We start from the raw sequence: 20,262 nt of genomic DNA, 5'->3' as shown, positions 1-20,262 counted from the left end.
GATTAGGACTTGCGAGCCTTGTCGTTGAACTTGAGCATCTCGATGATTGGTTCGAAATCCTTGGCTTCGGTCGCTACGAATTCCTGATCCTTGCCGTCGGAAAGGGCATCAAAACCTGCCTTGTCCTTCTTCGGCATATCGAGGAAAGCCTGCTTGATGTCGGCCTTCAGCTGGTCTGGCAGAGTGTTGAGAACAGCGAACGGACCTTCTGGAAGGAAGTCCGACTTGAAGATGACGCGGAAATCATCCTTCGTCATTGCCTTGCCGTTGGCGTCTTTCAGCACGCCGCGGCTGACCATGCGGGTCAGGTTGGAATCGTTTTCCGAGTTCCAGGAGTTGGCAGCGGCATCAGCGGTGCCCTGCGCAAGAGCAAGAACTGCATTTTCATGGCTGCCAGCAAAGAAGTTCTTACCGAAGAACGTATCGACGCTATAGCCTTCGCGGTTGAGGAAGAAGCGCGGCGCGTTGTTGCCCGACGTGGAGTTCGGATCAACGAGAGCAATGGTCTTGCCCTTCAGGTCATCCATTTTCTGGTACGGGCTGTCGGCGCGAACATAAACGACCGAGTAGTAGCCGTTGACGCCGGTGTCATGGCGCTGGTTGACGAGCGGTGTGGTTTCAACGCCGGTCATGACGGCACGGGCATAAGAAGCCGGGCCATAGAATGCGATCTGGATGTTGCCGGCGCGCTGGCCTTCAATGACAGCGGCATAGTCGTTGGCGACGCGCAGCGTGACCTTGGTGCCAAGTTCCTTGCCGAGATAGGCGGCCAGAGGCGCATAACGGTCGGAAGTGGTCGAGGCGTTTTCAGCCGGGATAACGCCCAGAACGATTTCCGGATAATCCTTGCTCCAGTCAGCAGCCTGAGCGGTGGAGGCCATCATTGGCATGGTCAGCGTTGCGGTAAGCGCAGCCGCCGCCAGAAAGTTTCTACGGTTAAGCATAGGTATCTCCTGTTAATCCTGAGTTTGGAGCGTGTTTTTTTCCGGAGCTTTATGCGCTCAGGCGGAAAGCTGGCGCAGAACGGCTTCAGCCGACTGCGGAACTGGCATTGGCATTGTTTCAGCCTGTTCATCGGCGTCGATGACGTCAGCGGCTTCCATGCCGTAAAGGTCGCGTGATGCCATATCTGTCAGCATCGACGGTGTGCCACGGAATACGATCTTGCCGGCAGACATGCCGACGAGGCGGTCGCAATAGCTGCGCGCAATATCGAGCGAGTGCAAATTGCAGAGAACCGTGATGCCGTATTCGCGATTGATGCGGCGCAGGGCGTCCATGACGCTGCGGGTGTTGCGCGGATCGAGCGATGCAATAGGCTCGTCGGCAAGAATAATGCGTGGCTGCTGCACGAGCGCGCGGGCAATCGCCACGCGCTGCTGCTGGCCACCCGAAAGTTCATCGGCGCGGTGCGCCGCAAGATGCGCAATATCGAACTGCTGCAGAGCGGAAAGCGCGATCAGGCGTTCTTCGTCGCTCCAGATACGCAGGAGCGACTTGGGCGTCGAAACATAGTTGAGACGCCCCATCAGAACATTGGTCAGAACATCAAGACGATCGACCAGATTGAAGTGCTGGAAAATCATCGCACATTGCGCGCGCCAGTCACGCAATCCCGAGCCTTTAAGGCCCGTAACATCACGACCATCCCAGTGAATTGTTCCCTCGGACGGCTCGACAAGGCGATTGATCATACGCAGAAGCGTCGACTTGCCAGCGCCTGAGCGCCCGATAATTCCCACAAACGTGCCCGGCTCGATTTCGAGGTCCACGCCCGAAACCGCCACCTTGTCATTATAGCGGCGCGTTATGTTGTTCAGTTGAAGCATGAATTGGTCTCCATTCATGCTTACTTTGAATTGCTTCCATGACACTGCAATGAAAGCATAATGACGTTTGTGTAAATTTATACGCCGCTATAGATCTTTCACTTAAGCAATTGTTTTAACAGTTATTTCCTTCAAATGACGAAGGAAGGTCTCTGTGGATGCATTGACATCACCTGAATTGTCTATTGTGACAACATCTCCGGCATCGTCATCGAAGCTCACTTCACGCGCAAGCCGCGCGGTGATTTCTTCCCGGCTTTCACGACCACGCGACGCAAGCCGTTCTGCCAGAACGTCCGATCGGGCCGTTATCACAACCACAGAGCGCGACGTGTAGAGCCTGCGGATATCGCCCAGAACCCGGCGCGAAACGTTGGCTATCACCACCGTGCCCTCAGCGATTTCATCCTCAAGCGATTTCGGCAATCCATAGCTCAGGCCATGTGCCTGCCAGTGCAGAGCGAAGGCTCCCTCGCCTGCAGCTTTTGCAAAAGATGCTTCATCCAGACTGTCATGATCTTCCGTGCCCGGCATTTGCGGGCGGGTGATGATGCGGCGCACAAAATGAAAACGCGTGTCGCCCGCAAGAGCCACACGCGCTGCATCCATGATCGTATCCTTGCCGGCCCCGCTGGGGCCGACAACGGCGACGAAACAGCCTTTCGGCATATCGGATTGCATCTGCATCAAAGCACCCGATCACCTTCGCGCCAGACAGTGCGCACAACCGGAATCGCACCTTTGGGGCGCACGCGAACCAGATCGGCACGCTTGCCGATGGCGATTTCGCCGCGATCATCCATAGCCATGGCATCAGCGGGGTTCTTGGTCACGAGGCGGACAGCCTGTGGCAGCGCAATCGGACGTTCGCCCGAAGCAAGGCCGAAAGCCGACTGAATGAGGCTGAACGGAATATAGTCCGAAGACAGAATGTCGAGGCTGCCATTATCGACGAGATCGCGTGCGGCGATATTGCCGGAGTGCGAGCCACCGCGAACGATGTTCGGCGCACCCATCAGGATCGAGAGGCCTGCGCCTTTCGAAGCATTGGCCGCTTCCATCGTGGTCGGAAACTCGGCAATCCGCACGCCATGGTCGAGCGATTCATCGACATGCGCACTGGTCGCATCGTCATGGCTGGCCAGAACGATGCCACGTGTCGCAGCCATTTCGGCAATGGCGCGGCGATGATTGGCCGAATAGGCGTCCGAATCCGCCATGCGCTTCTCACAATGCACCCGGAACTCCTCATCCGTGAGCTTCATCTTGCGCATGTAATAAGTGCGATAGGTCTCAAGATCAACGAATTGACGCTGTCCCGGCGCATGATCCATCAGCGAAGCGAGTTTTACGCGGTCATCGCCCGCAAAAAGCTCGAATGTTTCAAGGCAATCTGCAGATGACACTTCGCAGCGCAGATGCAGAAAGTGGTCTGCACGCAGCCGGTTTTCGCGAACACCGCTTTCAATGGCATCCGCAAGCATGCGCATATCCTTGCCGACGAAGTCGCGGTCATAGTCGGAGCCGACGCGCATCGCATCGAAAACCGTCGTGATGCCCGATGCTGCAACCTGCGCATCATGGGCCTGAACCGCAGCGTCGACATTCCAGCGCACTTTCGGACGCGGCGCGTAATGGCTTTCGAGCTGGTCGGTGTGCAGCTCGATGAGGCCCGGTATGACATAATCGCCATCCATGTCATCGCCGCCATTGGCATAGCCCTGATCGATGGCTGCAATTTTGCCGTCACGGATCAGGATAGAACCGGAAACAATCTCGTCAGCGAGCACGATCTGCGCATTTTTCAGAACGATTTCATTAGCCATGGGATAGCTCTTTCATCACCGCATTCGTGTTAGCGGCAGTTTCATATTTCGAGAGGAAAGCTTCGATATCGAGCGCGCGGAAATCATCGAGCGCTTCATGCAGACGATCATGGCTCCAGTCCCACCAGGCCAGCCGATCCAGACGATTGCCGGTCGCGGCATCGAAACGTTCGCGAATGAGACGCGCAGGCACACCGCCCACAATCGTATAGGGTGCAACGTCCTTGCTCACCACTGCTCCGGCCCCAACAACCGCACCATTGCCAACCGTCACACCCGGCAAGATGGTGGAGCCATGGCCAAGCCATGTGTCGTGACCGATTTTCACGGCATTGCCGCGACGCCACTCAAAAAAATCCGTCTCATCCTTTTCCTCCGGCCAGTAATCACCGGCACGGTAGGTGAAATGATGCAGCGTCGGACGCCATGTCGGATGGTTGGTGGCGTTGATGCGCACATGGCTGGCGATATTGGAAAACTTGCCAATCTCCGCACACCAGATTTCGCAATCGACGCCGAGATAGGAATAGTCATCGAGCACAGTTTCCGAAACGCGGTTGCGCTCGCCTATCTCTGTGTAGCGACCGAGTGTGCAACCGCTGACGATGGCGGTTTCATGCACCAGCGGTTCTACCGATAGCTTGGTCATGCGGCAGCCCTCGGAGAGAAAGCTGTCACGTCGATAATCCGGTCCGCAACCTCCGTACGCACATCTTCATCGTGGAAGATGCCTAGCATGGCGACGCCCTGCTCCTTCTTGGTCTTGATGAGATCAACCACGACAGCCCGGTTCTTCGCATCGAGCGAGGCCGTCGGCTCATCGAGCAGCAGTATCGGATGATCTGTGATGAAACCGCGCGCGATGTTCACGCGCTGCTGTTCGCCGCCGGAGAAGGTTGCAGGCGGCAAGGCCCACAGCCGTTCCGGCAGGTTGAGCTGTGACAGAAGCTCGCGTGCGCGGTTCAACGCTACTTCGCGATCGACGCCACGCGCAACCAGAGGCTCGGCAACCACATCGATTGCCGCGACGCGCGGCAATGTGCGCAGAAACTGGCTGACATAGCCAATCGTATCGCGCCGCACCGCCAGCACTTCACGTGGATCGGCTGTTGCCAGATCCACCATACGGTCTTCGTGACGAATGAGGATCGAACCTGCATTCACGGCATAATTGCCATAGACCATCTTGAGAATGGAGCTTTTACCGGCACCGGAAGGTCCGCCAAGCACGGCGCATTCACCTGCTTCGAGATTGAAGTCCACGTTACTTACGACTGGCAACTGAATGCCACCCTGCAAGTGCATCGTGAACGTCTTCGCCAGACCCGACACCGCCAGCGGAGAGGATGTTCTAACTTGTGTCATTTCTCACCTCACGCATGAAGTTTCGCTAATTTACGAACAACACGCTGCAAACATCTGTTTTAATTTACTAAACCTGCAAAATAGACGACACGAGCAGTTGCGTATATGGCGCCTGCGGGTCATCCAGTACGCGGTCGGTCAGGCCCTGTTCGACAATATGGCCGTCTTTCATGACCATGATCCGATGGGACAGAAGCCGGGCTACGGCAAGATCGTGAGTAACGATGATCACCGACAGACCAAGATCGCTGACGAGGCCGCGCAACAGGTCGAGAAGACGTGCCTGCACAGACACATCGAGACCGCCGGTCGGTTCATCCATGAAAACAAGTCGCGGAGCCGTCACCAGATTGCGGGCAATCTGCAAGCGCTGACGCATGCCGCCAGAGAAGGCACGCGGCTGATCGTCGATACGGTCGGAAGCGATTTCGACACGTCCCAGCCATTCCGTGGCCGTCGAGCGGATATTGCCATAGTGTCGCTCACCAACAGCCATCAGGCGTTCGCCGACATTGGCACCAGCCGAAACCGTCATACGCAATCCGTCTGCCGGGTTCTGGTGCACAAAACCCCAGTCGGTCCGCATCAGGAAACGGCGTTCCGCTTCACCAATCTTGTAGAGATCGCGGAATTCACCGTCACGCATCCGGTATTCGACGGTACCCGAAGTCGGCTCCAGACGGGTTGCCAGACTGTTCAGGAGCGTTGTCTTGCCCGAACCGGATTCGCCGACGATGGCCAGCACTTCGCCTGGCCACAGATTGAAGGAAATGTCTGCACAGCCACGGCGATTGCCGTAAAACTTCGACAGGCTGTTTACTCTCAGCAGGGGTTCGCTGTTCATTTTACGGTCTCCTTGGCCGCGGCCTCCTTGTTTGCAGCCAGATGACCGAAATGGCCGTTGGCCTGACGGTCTTCGCAAAAATCAGTGTCGGAGCAGACGAACATCGAGCCGCCGCGATCATCGAGCACGACTTCATCCAGATAGACACCCTTGGCACCGCACAGCGCACAGGGTTCCTTGAACTTCTGCACTTCGAACGGATGATCCTCGAAATCGAGGCTGACCACCTGCGTATAGGGCGGGACGGCATAAATGCGCTTTTCACGACCGGCGCCGAACAGCTGCAATGCCGGAGACATATGCATTTTCGGATTGTCGAATTTCGGCGTCGGCGAAGGCGCCATCACATAGCGGCCTTCGATCATCACCGGATAATCGTAGGTCTTGGCGATATGACCGTGGCGCGCAATATCTTCATAAAGCTTCACATGCATGAGGCCATATTCGGCAAGCGCATGCATCTTGCGAGTTTCCGTTTCGCGTGGCTCCAGAAAACGCAGCGGTTCCGGGATCGGCACCTGATAGACAATCACCTGCCCCTCGGTCAGCGGATATTCCGGGATACGGTGGCGGGTCTGGATGATGGTCGCCTCGCCCGTATGGGTGGTGACGGCGACATCGGCAGTCTTCTGGAAGAAGGCGCGGATGGAAACGGCATTGGTCGTGTCATCGGCACCCTGATCGATGACCTTCAGCACATCATTCGGCCCCAGAATGGCAGCCGTCACCTGCACGCCGCCGGTGCCCCAGCCATAAGGCATCGGCATTTCACGGCTGGCAAAAGGCACCTGATAGCCCGGTATTGCGATGGCCTTCAGGATGGCGCGGCGGATCATCCGCTTGGTCTGTTCGTCCAGATAGGCGAAGTTATAATTGGCCAGATCGCTCATTCTGCGGCCTCCTTCGTTACGCCTTCAGTCTCATTGTGCGCTTGGTCATATTCCGCACGCATGCGGCGGATGAGGTCGAGTTCTGCCTGGAAATCCACGTAATGCGGCAGTTTCAGATGCTCGACGAAACCCGTCGCCTGCACATTGTCGGAATGCGAGATAACGAATTCCTCGTCCTCGGCAGGTGCCGTCACATCCGCATCGAATTCCCGCACGCGCAGTGCACGGTCGCAGAGCGACATGGACATGGCCTTGCGTTCGCTCTGGCCGAAAACCAGACCGTAACCGCGCGTGAATTGCGGCGGCTGCTTGGCCGAACCTTTGAACTGATTGACCATCTGGCATTCGGTCAGCTGCACACGACCGAGCGAGACGGCAAAACCAAGTTCCGGCACGTCGAACTCGACATCCACTTCGCCAATGCGGATTTCGCCGACGAAAGGATGGTTGTTGCCATAGCCGCGCTGGGTGGAATAGCCGAGCGCCAGCAGGAAGCCTTCATCACCGCGTGCCAATGCCTGAAGCCGCAGATCGCGCTCCATCGGGAATGTCCACGGTTCGCGGGTCAGGTCGCCCGGTTCGTGACCTTCCGGTAGGGAACCATCATCCTCAATCATGCCGACCGCGCCAAGAATATCGGTTACACGCGGCGTTTCTTCCTTCACGGCTTCCCGCATTTCGGGTTCCGGAACGGCAACATCACCGGCCAGATCTGGGTCGAGCAGACGATGCGTGTAATCAAAGGTCGGTCCGAGCAACTGACCGCCCGGCAGATCCTTGTAGGTCGCAGAAATGCGACGTTCGATCAGCATTTCAGCGGTTTCCATCGGCCGCGAATAGCCAAAACGCGGCAAGGTTGTGCGGTAGGCGCGCACCAGAAAGATTGCCTCGATCAGATCGCCGCGCGACTGACGAACAGCAAGTGCTGCCAGTTCGCGATCATAGAGCGAACCTTCGGCCATGACGCGATCAACCGCCAGCGCCAGCTGTTCGGCAATCTGATCGAGACGCAGTGCCGGAACCGAACGGTCGCCGCGACGACGATCATCTAGAAGACGGTGGGCATTATGGATGGCCGTTTCGCCACCCTTTACGGCAACATACATTTTCAGCCCTCCAGAGCAGAAACGCGGGTTGTGCGGGGAAGCGCTGCAACAGCGCCGTCGCAGACCAGAACAAGATCAATGCCGAGCGGGTATTGTGCGCCGTTCTCACGCCATTGCTGGATGAAATCCTGCGGCAGGCCATCAACCTGAAGTGCACGTTCGCCATCAATACCGGGGCCTTTCAGCACAAAGCCCTGTCCGCTTGTCAGCGACGCAACAGCGAGAACAACGGTTGTCGAACGGTCGGGAAATTCGGCATCACCCTGCGAAAACCCTGCCAGAGACGGCAGCAGCGAAACATTGCTGGCCAGAGCGAATTGTGCGGCATTCGCACTTTCGACACGCGGTGCGCCCGTGTGGAAAGTAAGCCAGGCGGTTGCGCTTTCATCAGCTGCTATCGCTGCATCGCACCAGACAGTTGCATCGTGATCGAGCAGGGTTGCTGCAATAACGCCCAGTTCAGGCGTCAGCGGCTGCGGTGGTGTGGCTGTGCGCGCCAATGGATAAATGCGACCGGGATTAGCCATGGCGTGCATGACGGCATGAAAAGCCGACTGCGCATTCGTCACCGGATCGTCAAAGCCACCTTCAAACGCAGAGGAAGTGCTGTTTTCGAGAGAAAAAGGAAGCATCAATTGTCTCCCCGGACCATTGTGAAGAAATCGACCTTGGTAGCGGCGGCTTCGCCGCGCAGCTTGACGTCGGCATCGTCCAGCCGCTTGCGCAAGACATTCAGCACTTGTGCCTCCACGGCATCGCGATGGCCTTCATTGAGCCACAATGCATCAAAGACAGCGGCAAGCCGCGCCTTTTCCTGATCGCGACCGAGCGCATAAGAGTGGCCGACCGATCCGTCGGAGAGCCGCACCGTAGCGCGCGTCACCGTTGCCTCGCCGACATTGAAGGGTGCGCCGCCGCCGCCAATGCGGCCACGCAGCATTACGAGACCGGTTTCCGGTCCGCGCAGAACTTCAAATTCCGACTTGTTGGACCATGCCTGCCAGAAAGCTTGCAGCTCTTCGCCGCTTGCACGTGCAAGAACTGCCATGCTTGCCTGCCGTGCGGCTTGAACTGAATCTGGCACTGCATCCGGCACCGTTCCGCTTTCAGTGGCGGAACCGGCTCCGCCTCCCTTCGCACTTTGCTCCGTACCGTACATGAGCTTCCCTGCCCTGTTAGTTCCAGAGCGCGCTTTGACCTGATTGCATCAGATCGTCGCTCTGGAGTTTGTTTTGAGGCGCATCTTGTCCGAAAACTGTTTCATGTTTTTCGGGATGCGTTCCCGTTGACTTGACCTCTCAAATTGTCTAGTTATATAGACAACTATACAATACCAGAATGATTACACCCTGCCAATGACAGGACGATGACAGTTGATGACAAAGACCAGACGAATTGAGAGAAACAGCGGCGTGGCGATCTGGAGGCAGATTGCCGACGAGATACGCGGTGAGATCAGGGCTGGCAGGCTTCAGTCCGGTGCGCGTATGCCCGCCGAGATGGAACTTGCCGACAGGTTTGGAGTCAATCGCCATACGGTGCGCAGCGCCATCGCCGCGCTGACGCAGGAAGGCGTACTGCGTGCCGAGCAAGGGCGCGGCACCTTCGTTGCCAATGCAAAGCGCCTCACCTACCAGATCGGACGTCGCACCCGCATTTCGCAATCGCTGGCTTCGCAGGTGCGCGACATGAAGGGCGCGCTGCTCGCTTCCGGCACAGCGCCTGCCTCTCCGGATATAGCCGAGGCGCTAGAGATCGAGCCTGGTTCACCGGTCCTGCGGCTGGAAACCTTGCACAGCGCTGACGGACGCCCTGTGTCGCGCGCAACGCTCTGGATCAGTGCCGAACAATTTCCGGAAATCGCCGAGGATTATGCGGCAAGCGGTTCAATAACCGTGGCTTTCCGAAAAGCAGGTATTGCCGACTACTTCCGTAAATCGACAATCATATCCGCCCGCCATGCGGATTCGGATGATCTGAAACATTTGAAGCTTTCGCCCGGCGCCATTGTGCTGACGGCTAAGGCAATCAATGTGAACACTGACGGTGTGCCCATCCAGTATTCGCTGACACGGTTTTCAGCCGATAATATGGAGTTTTCTATCGACACTTATCCCGGCGACCCGCAGATGAATGATATGAACTGACCCATGCTGGTGCCAACCACGCATGGTGCTTTCAACACAGACAGGAAACTCCCGATGACCGTCACTATTTTTCACAATCCGAAATGCGGCACCTCGCGCAACACGCTGGCAATGATCCGTGCGAGTGGCGAAGAGCCCGTCATCATCGAATATGTGCAGAATCCACCCACGCGGGAACGTCTGCTCGGTCTGCTGGCGGCAATGAACATGACACCGCGCGAACTGCTGCGCGAGAAAGGCACGCCCTATGCTGAACTCGGGCTGTCCGATCCGAAATGGACAGACGACGAGCTGATCGATTTCATGATGGCCCATCCGATTCTGATTAACCGGCCCATCGTCGAAACGCCGCGCGGCACCAGGCTTTGCCGTCCGTCTGAGCTGGTTCTGCCGCTTCTGGAAAACCCCGTCGCATCATTCACCAAAGAGGACGGCGAGCAGGTTAAATCTGAGGGCAAATCACGCTGACGAGCTCGCGATCAGACATCATTTTTCCTAGAAAATCGGAAGTATGATCCAATAGAAAAGGCGCTGTAAAACAGCGCCTTATCGTAATTCACTTATAAACTGGATTATATTCGTTCTCAGAAAGGAATTTCGTCGTCCAGATCGCGCGAGAAGCCACCGCTGCTGCCACCCTGATTGGATGGGCCAGACGAGCCGAAATCACCGCCGCCACCGGAATAATCAGACATCTGGTTACGGTTGCCGCCACCGCCGCCGAACGAACGGCCTTCACCGCCGCCTTCACCACGGCTATCGAGCATCTGCAGCTCACCACGGAACTTCTGCAGCACGACTTCCGTCGAATAACGGTCATTGCCGTTCTGATCCTGCCATTTGCGGGTCTGGAGCGCGCCTTCGATGTAAACCTTGGCGCCCTTCTTCAGATATTGTTCCGCAACCTTGGCGAGGTTTTCATTGAAGATGACAACGCTGTGCCATTCGGTGCGGTCCTTGCGTTCGCCGCTCTGGCGATCGCGCCAGCTTTCCGACGTTGCAATGCGCAGATTGGCAACCACGTCGCCGGAATTCAGACGACGAATTTCCGGATCGGCACCAAGATTGCCGACCAGAATGACTTTATTGACGCTACCAGCCATCGAAAATTACTCCGGGTCTTGCATGCACACTCTTTCCGCACTGCTTCGCGCGGACAAGAGGCACTTTTCAAATGAAAGATCAGGCGCAACAATGCGCCATCACCAGAAACTCATATGTTCACCTTACAGGACTGGCTCAAAGCGCGCTCAATCCGGGCCGGTGAATTCTTCAATGTCCACAGAGTTTATGTTCTTGTTTTGTTCAAAATGCAACCTTCCGACATTAAAAAGCCTTGCGTACGCCATAAATTTCAGTGGGTTTTTGCACCGTTTACCGCGCTGATAATGCAGTTTGCCTCATTTCAGGGGCTGAAACGGCATCTGCCTTAATTTCAAAACAGCCTTGCCGACAACCTTCATAAAGCAATAGCTGCCTGCGCTTGGCAAACGGGATCAACTTCCAAGGAAAAGCCCTGCCGCTCACTGTATCTTTGGCGCGCAGGGCTTGGGGTTTGAGCAATGCTCATGTGTCGACATTAATTCGTCGGCAGGTCTTTTCGGATCGCAAAGGCGCACGGCCATTTGCATTCCGCGCAAATTCAAATTGTCGGCAATCACACTTTCGATCAACGAGGCATCATTCCTTGCGAAAAGATGCTGCCGCAACCGAAACGGATTGTGCTTTCATCTCTGTGAAAGCTAGGCACTGTAGTCAGGTGGACTCATGCTCCTTTACCTCCCTACTGGGTCTCCCCGCCTCCTGCGGACCTCTTGCCGATGCCGTGTCATCCCACCGCGGCACCTCTCCGCTATCAGCGAGTAAGGGTAGTCTGCTCCTGTCAGGAGTGACAGTCAACGCTCTTGCGTTCACATTTCGTATCGCCTATCAGAAGGCTGGTTGTTCGATATTTGTTCTAATGATAAGAGTGCACCGATGAATGACCGGAGCCCCCTTCTTATTGGAGCGTTTCACCCCATATTAGACACCGGCGCGACGTGTTTTACCATTCGGCGCCCGTTATCCATGGCATCATGAGCAGGCAGGACGCGGAATGAGCGATCAGAAATTCATTTCCATACGTGGCGCGCGCGAACACAATCTGAAAAATGTCGATCTCGATCTGCCTCGCGACAAGCTGATCGTGATGACGGGGCTTTCCGGCTCGGGCAAATCCTCGCTTGCCTTCGACACGATCTATGCGGAAGGCCAGCGCCGTTATGTCGAAAGTCTTTCGGCCTATGCGCGCCAGTTCCTCGAAATGATGCAGAAGCCGGATGTCGACCAGATCGACGGCCTATCTCCTGCCATTTCCATTGAACAGAAGACGACGAGCCGCAATCCGCGTTCGACGGTCGGCACCGTCACCGAAATCTACGACTATATGCGCCTGCTCTTTGCGCGCGTGGGCGTGCCCTATTCGCCTGCAACCGGCCTTCCCATTGAGAGCCAGACCGTCAGCCAGATGGTTGATCGGGTCATGGCGCTGGAAGAAGGCACGCGCCTTTATATCCTCGCGCCCATCGTTCGTGGCCGCAAGGGCGAGTACAAGAAGGAGCTGGCAGAGCTTCAGAAGAAGGGCTTTCAGCGCGTCAAGGTGGACGGCACCTTCTATGAAATCGCCGACGTTCCGGCGCTGGACAAGAAGTACAAGCACGACATCGATGTTGTGGTGGACCGCGTTGTGGTGCGCCCTGACCTGTCAACCCGCCTCGCCGACAGTCTTGAAACCTGCCTCAAGCTTGCCGAAGGTCTGGCCGTCGCTGAGTTTGCTGACAAGCCGCTGCCGCCGGAAGAAACGGCTGAAGGTGGTGCTGCAAACAAGTCGGCCAACGAAACGCATGAGCGCATTCTGTTTTCGGAAAAGTTTGCCTGCCCGGTTTCCGGTTTCACCATTCCAGAAATCGAACCGCGCCTGTTCTCGTTCAACAACCCGTTCGGCGCCTGCCCGACCTGTGATGGTCTCGGCACGCAGCAGGCCATTGATCCGAACCTGATCGTTCCCGACGAAACGGCAGTGTTGAAGGACGGCGCGATTGCCCCATGGGCGCGGTCTTCGTCGCCCTATTACAATCAGACGCTGGAAGCGCTTGGCAAAGCCTATGGCTTCAAGATCGGTGCGCGCTGGGTTGATCTTTCGGAAGAAGCCCAGCAGGCCATTCTCTATGGCACCAAGGGCAAGGAAATCACCTTCCAGTATGATGACGGCCTGCGTTCCTACCAGACGACGAAGCCTTTTGAGGGCGTGATCCCCAATCTGGAACGCCGCTGGAAGGAAACCGATTCCGCCTGGTCGCGCGAAGATATTGAGCGCTTCATGGCCTCGACTCCCTGCCCTTCCTGTAACGGCTACCGCCTGAAGCCGGAAGCGCTTGCGGTCAAGGTGGGCATGAAGCATGTTGGCGAGATCACGGAAATGTCGATCCGCAAGGCCGACGCCTGGTTCCGCGACATCGATAGCAGCTTTAACGACAAGCAGCGCGAGATTGCCGCCCGCATCCTCAAGGAAATCCGGGAGCGCCTGCAGTTCCTCAACGATGTCGGCCTCGACTATCTGACGCTGGCGCGCAATTCCGGCACGCTGTCGGGCGGTGAAAGCCAGCGTATCCGTCTTGCTTCGCAGATCGGCTCTGGCCTGACCGGCGTGCTTTACGTACTGGATGAACCATCCATCGGCCTGCATCAGCGTGATAATGCGCGTCTCCTCGACACGCTGCGCCATCTGCGCGATCTCGGCAACACGGTCATCGTGGTCGAACATGACGAAGATGCGATCCTGACTGCCGACTATGTGGTCGATATCGGCCCTGCGGCAGGTGTCCATGGCGGCAAGATCATCGCTCAAGGGTCGCCGCAGGACGTGATGTCCAATGCGAACTCGCTGACTGGCAAATATCTGTCAGGCGCGATGGAAGTTGCCGTTCCGGCGGAACGCCGCAAGATTTCAAAGTCCAAGCGCATCAAGGTCGTCGGCGCGCGCGGCAACAATCTGAAAAATGTCTCGGCGGATATTCCGCTTGGAACCTTTACCGCTGTCACCGGCGTTTCAGGCGGCGGCAAGTCCACCTTTCTGATTGAAACCCTGTTCAAGGCCGCTTCGCGCCGCATCATGGGTTCACGTGAGCATCCGGCTGAGCATGACCGTATTGAGGGACTGGAGTTCCTCGACAAGGTGATCGATATCGACCAGTCGCCGATTGGTCGTACGCCTCGTTCCAACCCGGCAACCTATACGGGTGCCTTCACGCCGATCCGCGACTGGTTTGCGGGGCTGCCGGAAGCCAAGGCGCGCGGTTATCAGGCGGGCCGCTTCTCGTTCAATGTGAAGGGCGGACGCTGCGAGGCTTGCCAGGGCGATGGCGTCATCAAGATCGAGATGCACTTCCTGCCGGATGTCTATGTGACTTGTGATGTCTGTCACGGCAAACGCTATAACCGCGAAACGCTGGAAGTCCTGTTCAAGGGCAAGTCCATCGCCGATGTGCTGGATATGACAGTCGAGGAAGGCGCGGAGTTTTTCTCAGCCGTGCCTGCGGTGCGCGACAAGATGGAAACGCTCGTTAAGGTGGGTCTCGGCTATATCAAGGTCGGCCAGCAGGCGACGACGCTTTCGGGTGGTGAAGCGCAGCGCGTGAAACTTGCCAAGGAACTGTCACGCCGCGCAACGGGCCGCACGCTCTATATTCTGGACGAACCGACAACCGGCCTGCACTTCCACGATGTGGCGAAGCTGCTCGAAGTGCTGCACGAGTTGGTGGAACAGGGCAACACAGTCGTTGTGATCGAGCATAATCTCGAAGTCATCAAGACTGCCGACTGGGTGATCGACCTTGGACCGGAAGGTGGCGATGGCGGCGGCGAGATTGTTGCCGTGGGCCGTCCGGAAGACATCGTGCAGGAGAAACGCTCCTACACCGGCCACTTCCTCAAGGAACTGCTGGAACGCCGCCCCAAGCGCAGTTCAGAGGCTGCTGAATAAGCGGCAGGCAAAGAGAGTTATTGGAAGTCGGGCCCAGTGCCCGGCTTTTTTGCGGATACTCCTCTGTCTGAACGGGCAAGGACCTGAGAATAAAAACGTTAGTCGCTATAACGGCCAGCGCGGTCACATCATGCCCTGAGGCAATATACGACTTTCTAATACTCCGGGTCTGTTCCCGATCTCGAATTTATACGCCGGGACTCATAGCTTGTTCACGCCCGGCAAGACTGCGTTCTGAATGGCTTCTGCGACATATGCGAGGTTCGTTTGCGGTCGAAGGTTCGGGTAACGGAGATCCAGAACAATGGCTTATGACGAACTCAGAACCAGATTGCGCGGAGTAACAACCGCTCTTGTTACCCCATTTGAAAACGGAGAAGTGGCGCACAAGGCTTTCGCCGAGTTGGTGGAGTGGCAGATTGGAGAAGGCATCCATGCTCTTTCTCCCTGTGGCACGACCGGGGAGGCCCCAACTCTCAATACGGCGGAAAAGATCAGCCTCATCAAAACCTGTGTTGACGTCTCTGCAGGACGTGTACCCATTGTTGCAGGAACAGGCACCAACGATACTGTATCGACAATTGCATTGACGAGCGCTGCAGCTGCCTGCGGTGCTGACGCCGCCCTGATTGTGACGCCATACTATAACTGTCCGTCTCAGGAAGGCTTGTATCGCCACTTCGAAGCCGTGGCTCGCAATGTTCAGATACCAATCATCCTTTATAATGTCCCGAAGCGAACCGGCGTCGATCTTTCTCTGGAAACTATCGAACGGCTGAGTGAACTCCCGACCGTCATTGGTATCAAGGACGCGACTGGTGAACTCGACCGGCCCAAACGCATCGTTCGTCGTATAGACGATCGGCTGATACAACTATCAGGACATGACGCGACCGCCGTTTCCTTCAATCTTGAGGGGGGAGACGGAATGATTTCAGTCATATCGAATGTGCTTCCAGCAACCACTGTCGAACTTTACGAAGCCTGTAAGCGAGCCGATGCCTGCGCTGCCAGAACGCTCGGCTTCAAATTGAAGCCTCTTCTGACTGCCATGGAACAGGATACCAATCCCGTTCCGGTGAAGTACGCCTTGCACCATCGGCGCGGTTTCTCGCCAGATGTACGGCTGCCGTTGGTTGGCGTCAGCGAAGAAACCGCCAGCGCCATTCGTCGGGCCTGTGCTGCCATTGACCATGTGGAAGAAACACCCTCGGCGCTCATAGCGCAGCATCAGCAAGCGGTACTTTCCATCACACTGGCGGCGCGCTGAAACACCGCCAGCCTAGCCCCCCAGCAATTGAAACATTCGTGTAACCATCAGAAGTGAGGTTTCGATCATGTACGGAAAATTGGGCCTGTTTTTACTCCTGAGCAAAGCAAAGCGTACGCATGCAGGGTCCCGGAACATCAGTTCAGCCATTACCGAGGAAGAATTGCGCCAGGACATCAGCATACTGCTCCGCTTGATGACCGTGATTGGAGCCGGCGTTCTGGTGACGTTCCTCATCATGCAACTTACACAGTGAATGCGGTTGCGTCTCTGGACGGAGCACTCGCTATGACCACAAAAAAACAGAGAAACGCCGCCGTTCCACTGCCGCGCTTTATCGTCGACAAGGAAGCCGCACGGCGCTGGGTCGTCTATGACCGGCTGGGACTTGTCGGGGGACTTTTCACAGATCGCGTCTCAGCACTGCGTTTTGTGAAGTCCATTTGTGATACGCGGCCTGCTGCTACCTACAGACTTTCTCGTAAAGGCACATTGTGCACCGATATGATCTTCGGGAAGCGCACTTCCCTGCTGAAGATCGTCCGCTAGTCCATTGAGCCGCCAAATGGTGTCATTTGGCGGTGCAATCTCGCAAGATCAGCCGAGCATTCTTTCACTCATGAAAAACCCGGATATATTTTTCGACTGGCTGCTACCATTGGCAGCCGTTTTCGCACTGGCCAGAATCCTGACGGATATTTTTGGTTCTTAGAAGCCAACATCCAGTTGCAAGTACTCATTCACGCTTACTACACTTACGAAAAAAGCCCGGCAATGCCGGGCCTTCTCGACAGCCATTCGCGATCATGCCGCGATGGCTGGAAATTTAACGTCACGATCCGTTCGAAGAGCTTTCACTCTCCAGATCATGATTAGCCGTTTACGGCGTCCTTCAGGCCCTTGCCAGCCGAGAACTTCGGCACATTGCGAGCCGGAATAGCAACTTCCTTGCCGGTCGATGGGTTACGGCCGGTCGAGGCAGCGCGATGCGAAACGGAGAAAACGCCGAAGCCAGGCAGACGGACTTCTTCACCAGCCTTCAGGGCGCCGGTAACAGCAGCGAGTACGGCGTCAACAGCAGTACCGGCATCAGCCTTCGTCAAACCGCCCTTTTCCGCAACTGCGGCAACCAATTCGTTCTTGTTCATTGGCATTTCCTTTCTTTATCTACCGGAACGGATAACGTGACCGGATTGGTCGGAGTTTATTCAAATCGTTTCACAAACCAAGCCTGTCAACGTGAAAAAACCCCGGAAAACCGGGGTTAAACACAGAAATGCCGGGCAAATTGCCCGGCATTTCAATTGTTGGTCCTGATAGACGCCTTCCAGCGGGGCAATCTGACTGAAACAGAATCGCCCGCTGGACGTTCATTTCGGTGCATTACCTGTAAGCAAACCGCTTCGCACGTTTGCCGGAAATGCCTTAATGAGCGGTCGTGGCCCCTGCTTCTTCCTCGACCGAAGGCACGGTCGCCGGGGTTGCCGGCTCGGTCCATTCAATCGGCTCAGGTTCGCGAACCAGAGCATGCTTGAGGACTTCACCCACGCGAGACACCGGAACGATCTCAAGACTGTTCTTCACATTGTCCGGAATATCCGCCAGATCCTTAGCGTTTTCTTCCGGGATCAGAACCTTCTTGATGCCGCCGCGCAGAGCTGCGAGGAGCTTTTCCTTCAGGCCGCCGATTGGCAGGACACGACCGCGCAGGGTGACCTCACCCGTCATTGCGATGTCCTTGCGAACCGGAATGCCGGTCAGAACGGATACGATCGCCGTGACCATGGCGATACCGGCGGACGGACCGTCCTTCGGCGTTGCACCCTCCGGCACGTGCACGTGGATGTCGCGCTTGTCGAACAACGGAGGTTCGATACCGAAATCGATGGCACGCGAGCGGACATAGGAAGCCGCTGCGGAGATCGATTCCTTCATCACGTCGCGGAGGTTACCCGTGACAGTCATGCGGCCCTTGCCGGGCATCATGACACCTTCGATGGTCAGCAATTCACCGCCAACTTCCGTCCAGGCAAGACCTGTCACAACGCCAACCTGATCTTCGCCGTCGATCTGACCGAAGCGGAACCGCTCGACACCCAGATAGTCGGAGAGGTTCTTTTCGGTGACTTTCACCGACTTCTTCTTCGACTTCAGGATTTCGGTCACGGCCTTACGTGCCAGAGTCATCAATTCGCGTTCGAGGCTACGCACACCTGCTTCCCGCGTGTAGAGGCGGATAACATTGCGCAGCGCATCGTCCGTGACCGAAAACTCCTTCGGCTGCAGGGCATGATCCTTGATTGCCTTCGGCAACAGGTGCCGCTTGGCGATCTCGAGCTTTTCATCCTCGGTGTAGCCGGCGATACGGATGACTTCCATACGATCCAGCAATGGACCGGGGATGTTCAGCGTATTTGCCGTCGTCACGAACATGACGTTCGACAGATCATATTCCACCTCAAGGTAGTGATCCATGAAGGTCGAGTTCTGTTCCGGATCCAGCACCTCAAGCATGGCCGATGACGGATCGCCGCGGAAATCCTGGCCCATCTTGTCGATTTCATCGAGCAGGAAGAGCGGGTTGGACTTCTTCGCCTTCTTCATCGACTGGATGACCTTGCCGGGCATCGAACCGATATAGGTACGGCGGTGACCGCGGATTTCAGCCTCGTCACGCACGCCGCCGAGCGACATACGGACATATTCACGGCCGGTAGCCTTGGCAATCGAACGGGCAAGCGAGGTCTTGCCGACGCCGGGAGGTCCGACGAGGCAGAGGATCGGGCCCTTGATCTTGGTCGAGCGAGCCTGCACCGCGAGATACTCGACAATGCGCTCCTTGACCTTTTCAAGACCAAAGTGATCGTCGCCAAGTACGCCTTCGGCAAAGTTCAGGTCCTGCTTGATCTTCGACTTCTTGCCCCACGGAATGGACAGCAGCCAGTCGAGATAGTTGCGGACGACCGTTGCTTCGGCAGACATCGGGCTCATGCTACGCAGCTTCTTCAGCTCAGCCTGGGCCTTTTCGCGGGCTTCCTTGGAAAGCTTGGTCTTGTTGATGCGTTCTTCGAGTTCAGCCGCTTCATCGCGACCATCCTCGCCATCGCCAAGCTCCTTCTGGATCGCCTTCATCTGCTCGTTGAGATAGTATTCGCGCTGCGTCTTCTCCATCTGGCGCTTGACGCGGCTGCGGATACGCTTCTCAACCTGAAGAACCGAAATTTCGGCTTCCATGAAGGAAAGTGCCTTCTCGAGGCGCTCGCGCACCGAGAGGATCGACAGCATTTCCTGCTTCTCGGGAATCTTGATCGCGAGATGCGAGGCAACCGTATCGGCAAGCTTCGAATAGTCGTCGATCTGGCTGGCAGCGCCAACCACTTCCGGCGAAATCTTCTTGTTCAGCTTGACGTAGTTTTCGAAGTCGGAAACCACCGAGCGGGCAAGCGCCTCGATCTCGACGGCATCTTCTTCAGGCTCCGGCAAAGCCGCAGCATAGGCCTCGTGATAATCTTCGCGGTCGGTAAACTTGGAAACCTTGGCGCGCGCCGTGCCTTCGACCAGCACCTTGACGGTGCCGTCCGGCAGCTTCAGGAGCTGCAATACGTTGGCAATCGTGCCGATTTCATAAATCGCGTCCGGTGCCGGATCGTCATCGGCAGCGTTTTTCTGGGTGGCAAGCAGAATCTGCTTGTCCACGCCCATCACTTCCTCCAGCGCGCGAATGGACTTTTCGCGGCCGACAAAAAGCGGAACGATCATATGCGGGAAAACGACAATGTCACGCAACGGCAAAACGGCATAGAGCCCGTCCGAACCGCCCGCTTCAGAACCACCCAATGGGGTCTTCTGTTCAGTACCCGTCATAACTCAAGTCCTTTCTCAGGTCTTTCAACCTGACTGCCACGTCCGCGCCCCCTTTCATCATGAGGCAGGTCACGAATGTGCTTCGTTCCATACTTGGAGAG

General features: G+C 56.5%; 19 protein-coding genes. 5 read left to right on the top strand and 14 right to left on the bottom strand.

What is annotated here, in order from left to right:
• Positions 1-2 precede the first annotated feature (2 nt).
• The 11 genes from phnD to phnG all read right to left on the bottom strand — a co-directional run bounded on the left by phnD (position 3) and on the right by phnG (position 8,908).
• Positions 3-944, bottom strand: a complete 942-nt coding sequence (phnD, locus tag LJ361_RS05980; protein WP_094513756.1) for a phosphonate ABC transporter substrate-binding protein — start codon at positions 942-944, stop codon at positions 3-5.
• Between the two features lie 57 nt (positions 945-1,001).
• On the bottom strand, positions 1,002-1,829 hold the full coding sequence (phnC, locus tag LJ361_RS05975; protein ID WP_012092077.1) for a phosphonate ABC transporter ATP-binding protein: 828 nt from the start codon (positions 1,827-1,829) through the stop codon (positions 1,002-1,004).
• A 102-nt stretch (positions 1,830-1,931) separates the two neighbouring features.
• Entirely contained in the window at positions 1,932-2,510 is a 579-nt protein-coding gene (gene phnN, locus LJ361_RS05970; RefSeq protein WP_105529150.1) for a phosphonate metabolism protein/1,5-bisphosphokinase (PRPP-forming) PhnN, read from the bottom strand.
• Between the two features lie 5 nt (positions 2,511-2,515).
• Positions 2,516-3,655, bottom strand: a complete 1,140-nt coding sequence (locus LJ361_RS05965; RefSeq protein ID WP_029924865.1) for an alpha-D-ribose 1-methylphosphonate 5-triphosphate diphosphatase — start codon at positions 3,653-3,655, stop codon at positions 2,516-2,518.
• A complete protein-coding gene (locus LJ361_RS05960; RefSeq protein ID WP_105529056.1) occupies positions 3,648-4,304 on the bottom strand; it encodes a DapH/DapD/GlmU-related protein in 657 nt (218 codons plus the stop codon). The genes LJ361_RS05965 and LJ361_RS05960 overlap by 8 nt, the downstream gene beginning before the upstream one ends.
• Positions 4,301-5,020: a phosphonate C-P lyase system protein PhnL gene (gene phnL / locus LJ361_RS05955; RefSeq protein WP_036563687.1), complete on the bottom strand. Its 720-nt coding sequence runs from the start codon at positions 5,018-5,020 to the stop codon at positions 4,301-4,303. The genes LJ361_RS05960 and phnL overlap by 4 nt, the downstream gene beginning before the upstream one ends.
• Positions 5,021-5,087: 67 nt before the next feature.
• A complete protein-coding gene (gene phnK / locus LJ361_RS05950) occupies positions 5,088-5,864 on the bottom strand; it encodes a phosphonate C-P lyase system protein PhnK (protein WP_010660129.1) in 777 nt (258 codons plus the stop codon).
• Positions 5,861-6,754, bottom strand: coding sequence for an alpha-D-ribose 1-methylphosphonate 5-phosphate C-P-lyase PhnJ (locus LJ361_RS05945; RefSeq protein WP_264812986.1), 894 nt, complete (start codon positions 6,752-6,754; stop codon positions 5,861-5,863). Before LJ361_RS05945 ends, phnK begins: the two co-directional genes overlap by 4 nt.
• The gene (locus LJ361_RS05940; RefSeq protein ID WP_010660131.1) at positions 6,751-7,860 is read right to left on the bottom strand and encodes a carbon-phosphorus lyase complex subunit PhnI; all 1,110 of its coding nucleotides are present in this window, start codon (positions 7,858-7,860) and stop codon (positions 6,751-6,753) included. The genes LJ361_RS05945 and LJ361_RS05940 overlap by 4 nt, the downstream gene beginning before the upstream one ends.
• Positions 7,861-7,862: 2 nt before the next feature.
• Positions 7,863-8,492 carry a phosphonate C-P lyase system protein PhnH gene (phnH, locus tag LJ361_RS05935; protein ID WP_105529054.1) on the bottom strand — a complete coding sequence of 210 codons (630 nt, stop codon included), beginning with the start codon at positions 8,490-8,492 and terminating at the stop codon, positions 7,863-7,865.
• The gene (gene phnG / locus LJ361_RS05930) at positions 8,492-8,908 is read right to left on the bottom strand and encodes a phosphonate C-P lyase system protein PhnG (RefSeq protein ID WP_413775052.1); all 417 of its coding nucleotides are present in this window, start codon (positions 8,906-8,908) and stop codon (positions 8,492-8,494) included. Before phnG ends, phnH begins: the two co-directional genes overlap by 1 nt.
• 325 nt (positions 8,909-9,233) lie before the next feature.
• Here phnG and phnF point away from each other — a divergent pair, with 325 nt between their 5' ends.
• Positions 9,234-10,007, top strand: a complete 774-nt coding sequence (phnF, locus tag LJ361_RS05925; protein WP_162998213.1) for a phosphonate metabolism transcriptional regulator PhnF — start codon at positions 9,234-9,236, stop codon at positions 10,005-10,007.
• A gap of 54 nt (positions 10,008-10,061) precedes the next feature.
• Positions 10,062-10,475, top strand: a complete 414-nt coding sequence (arsC, locus tag LJ361_RS05920) for an arsenate reductase (glutaredoxin) (RefSeq protein WP_105529052.1) — start codon at positions 10,062-10,064, stop codon at positions 10,473-10,475.
• Between the two features lie 116 nt (positions 10,476-10,591).
• On the opposite strand, the gene ssb is transcribed toward arsC, so the two are convergent.
• Entirely contained in the window at positions 10,592-11,110 is a 519-nt protein-coding gene (ssb, locus tag LJ361_RS05915; RefSeq protein WP_029924876.1) for a single-stranded DNA-binding protein, read from the bottom strand.
• Positions 11,111-12,102: 992 nt separating this feature from the next.
• Between ssb and uvrA the strand changes: the two genes are divergently transcribed.
• From uvrA to LJ361_RS05900, 3 genes are all read left to right on the top strand, one after another.
• Positions 12,103-15,027: an excinuclease ABC subunit UvrA gene (uvrA, locus tag LJ361_RS05910; protein WP_010660138.1), complete on the top strand. Its 2,925-nt coding sequence runs from the start codon at positions 12,103-12,105 to the stop codon at positions 15,025-15,027.
• Between the two features lie 304 nt (positions 15,028-15,331).
• A complete protein-coding gene (dapA, locus tag LJ361_RS05905; RefSeq protein WP_105529051.1) occupies positions 15,332-16,297 on the top strand; it encodes a 4-hydroxy-tetrahydrodipicolinate synthase in 966 nt (321 codons plus the stop codon).
• 288 nt (positions 16,298-16,585) lie between these two features.
• Entirely contained in the window at positions 16,586-16,846 is a 261-nt protein-coding gene (locus LJ361_RS05900; protein WP_029924881.1) for a hypothetical protein, read from the top strand.
• A gap of 323 nt (positions 16,847-17,169) precedes the next feature.
• Here the strand turns inward: LJ361_RS05900 and LJ361_RS05895 are convergent, their stop codons facing one another.
• Together LJ361_RS05895 and lon are read right to left on the bottom strand one after the other, a co-directional pair.
• Positions 17,170-17,445, bottom strand: a complete 276-nt coding sequence (locus LJ361_RS05895; protein WP_006470422.1) for an HU family DNA-binding protein — start codon at positions 17,443-17,445, stop codon at positions 17,170-17,172.
• 277 nt (positions 17,446-17,722) lie between these two features.
• A complete protein-coding gene (gene lon, locus LJ361_RS05890; RefSeq protein ID WP_029924884.1) occupies positions 17,723-20,161 on the bottom strand; it encodes an endopeptidase La in 2,439 nt (812 codons plus the stop codon).
• Positions 20,162-20,262 lie beyond the last annotated feature (101 nt).

This window comes from Brucella sp. JSBI001 (assembly GCF_026014005.1).
GTDB lineage: Bacteria > Pseudomonadota > Alphaproteobacteria > Rhizobiales > Rhizobiaceae > Brucella > Brucella anthropi.
The sequence above is the reverse complement of the archived record's forward strand: the minus strand, read 5'-3'. Positions and strand labels throughout refer to the sequence as shown.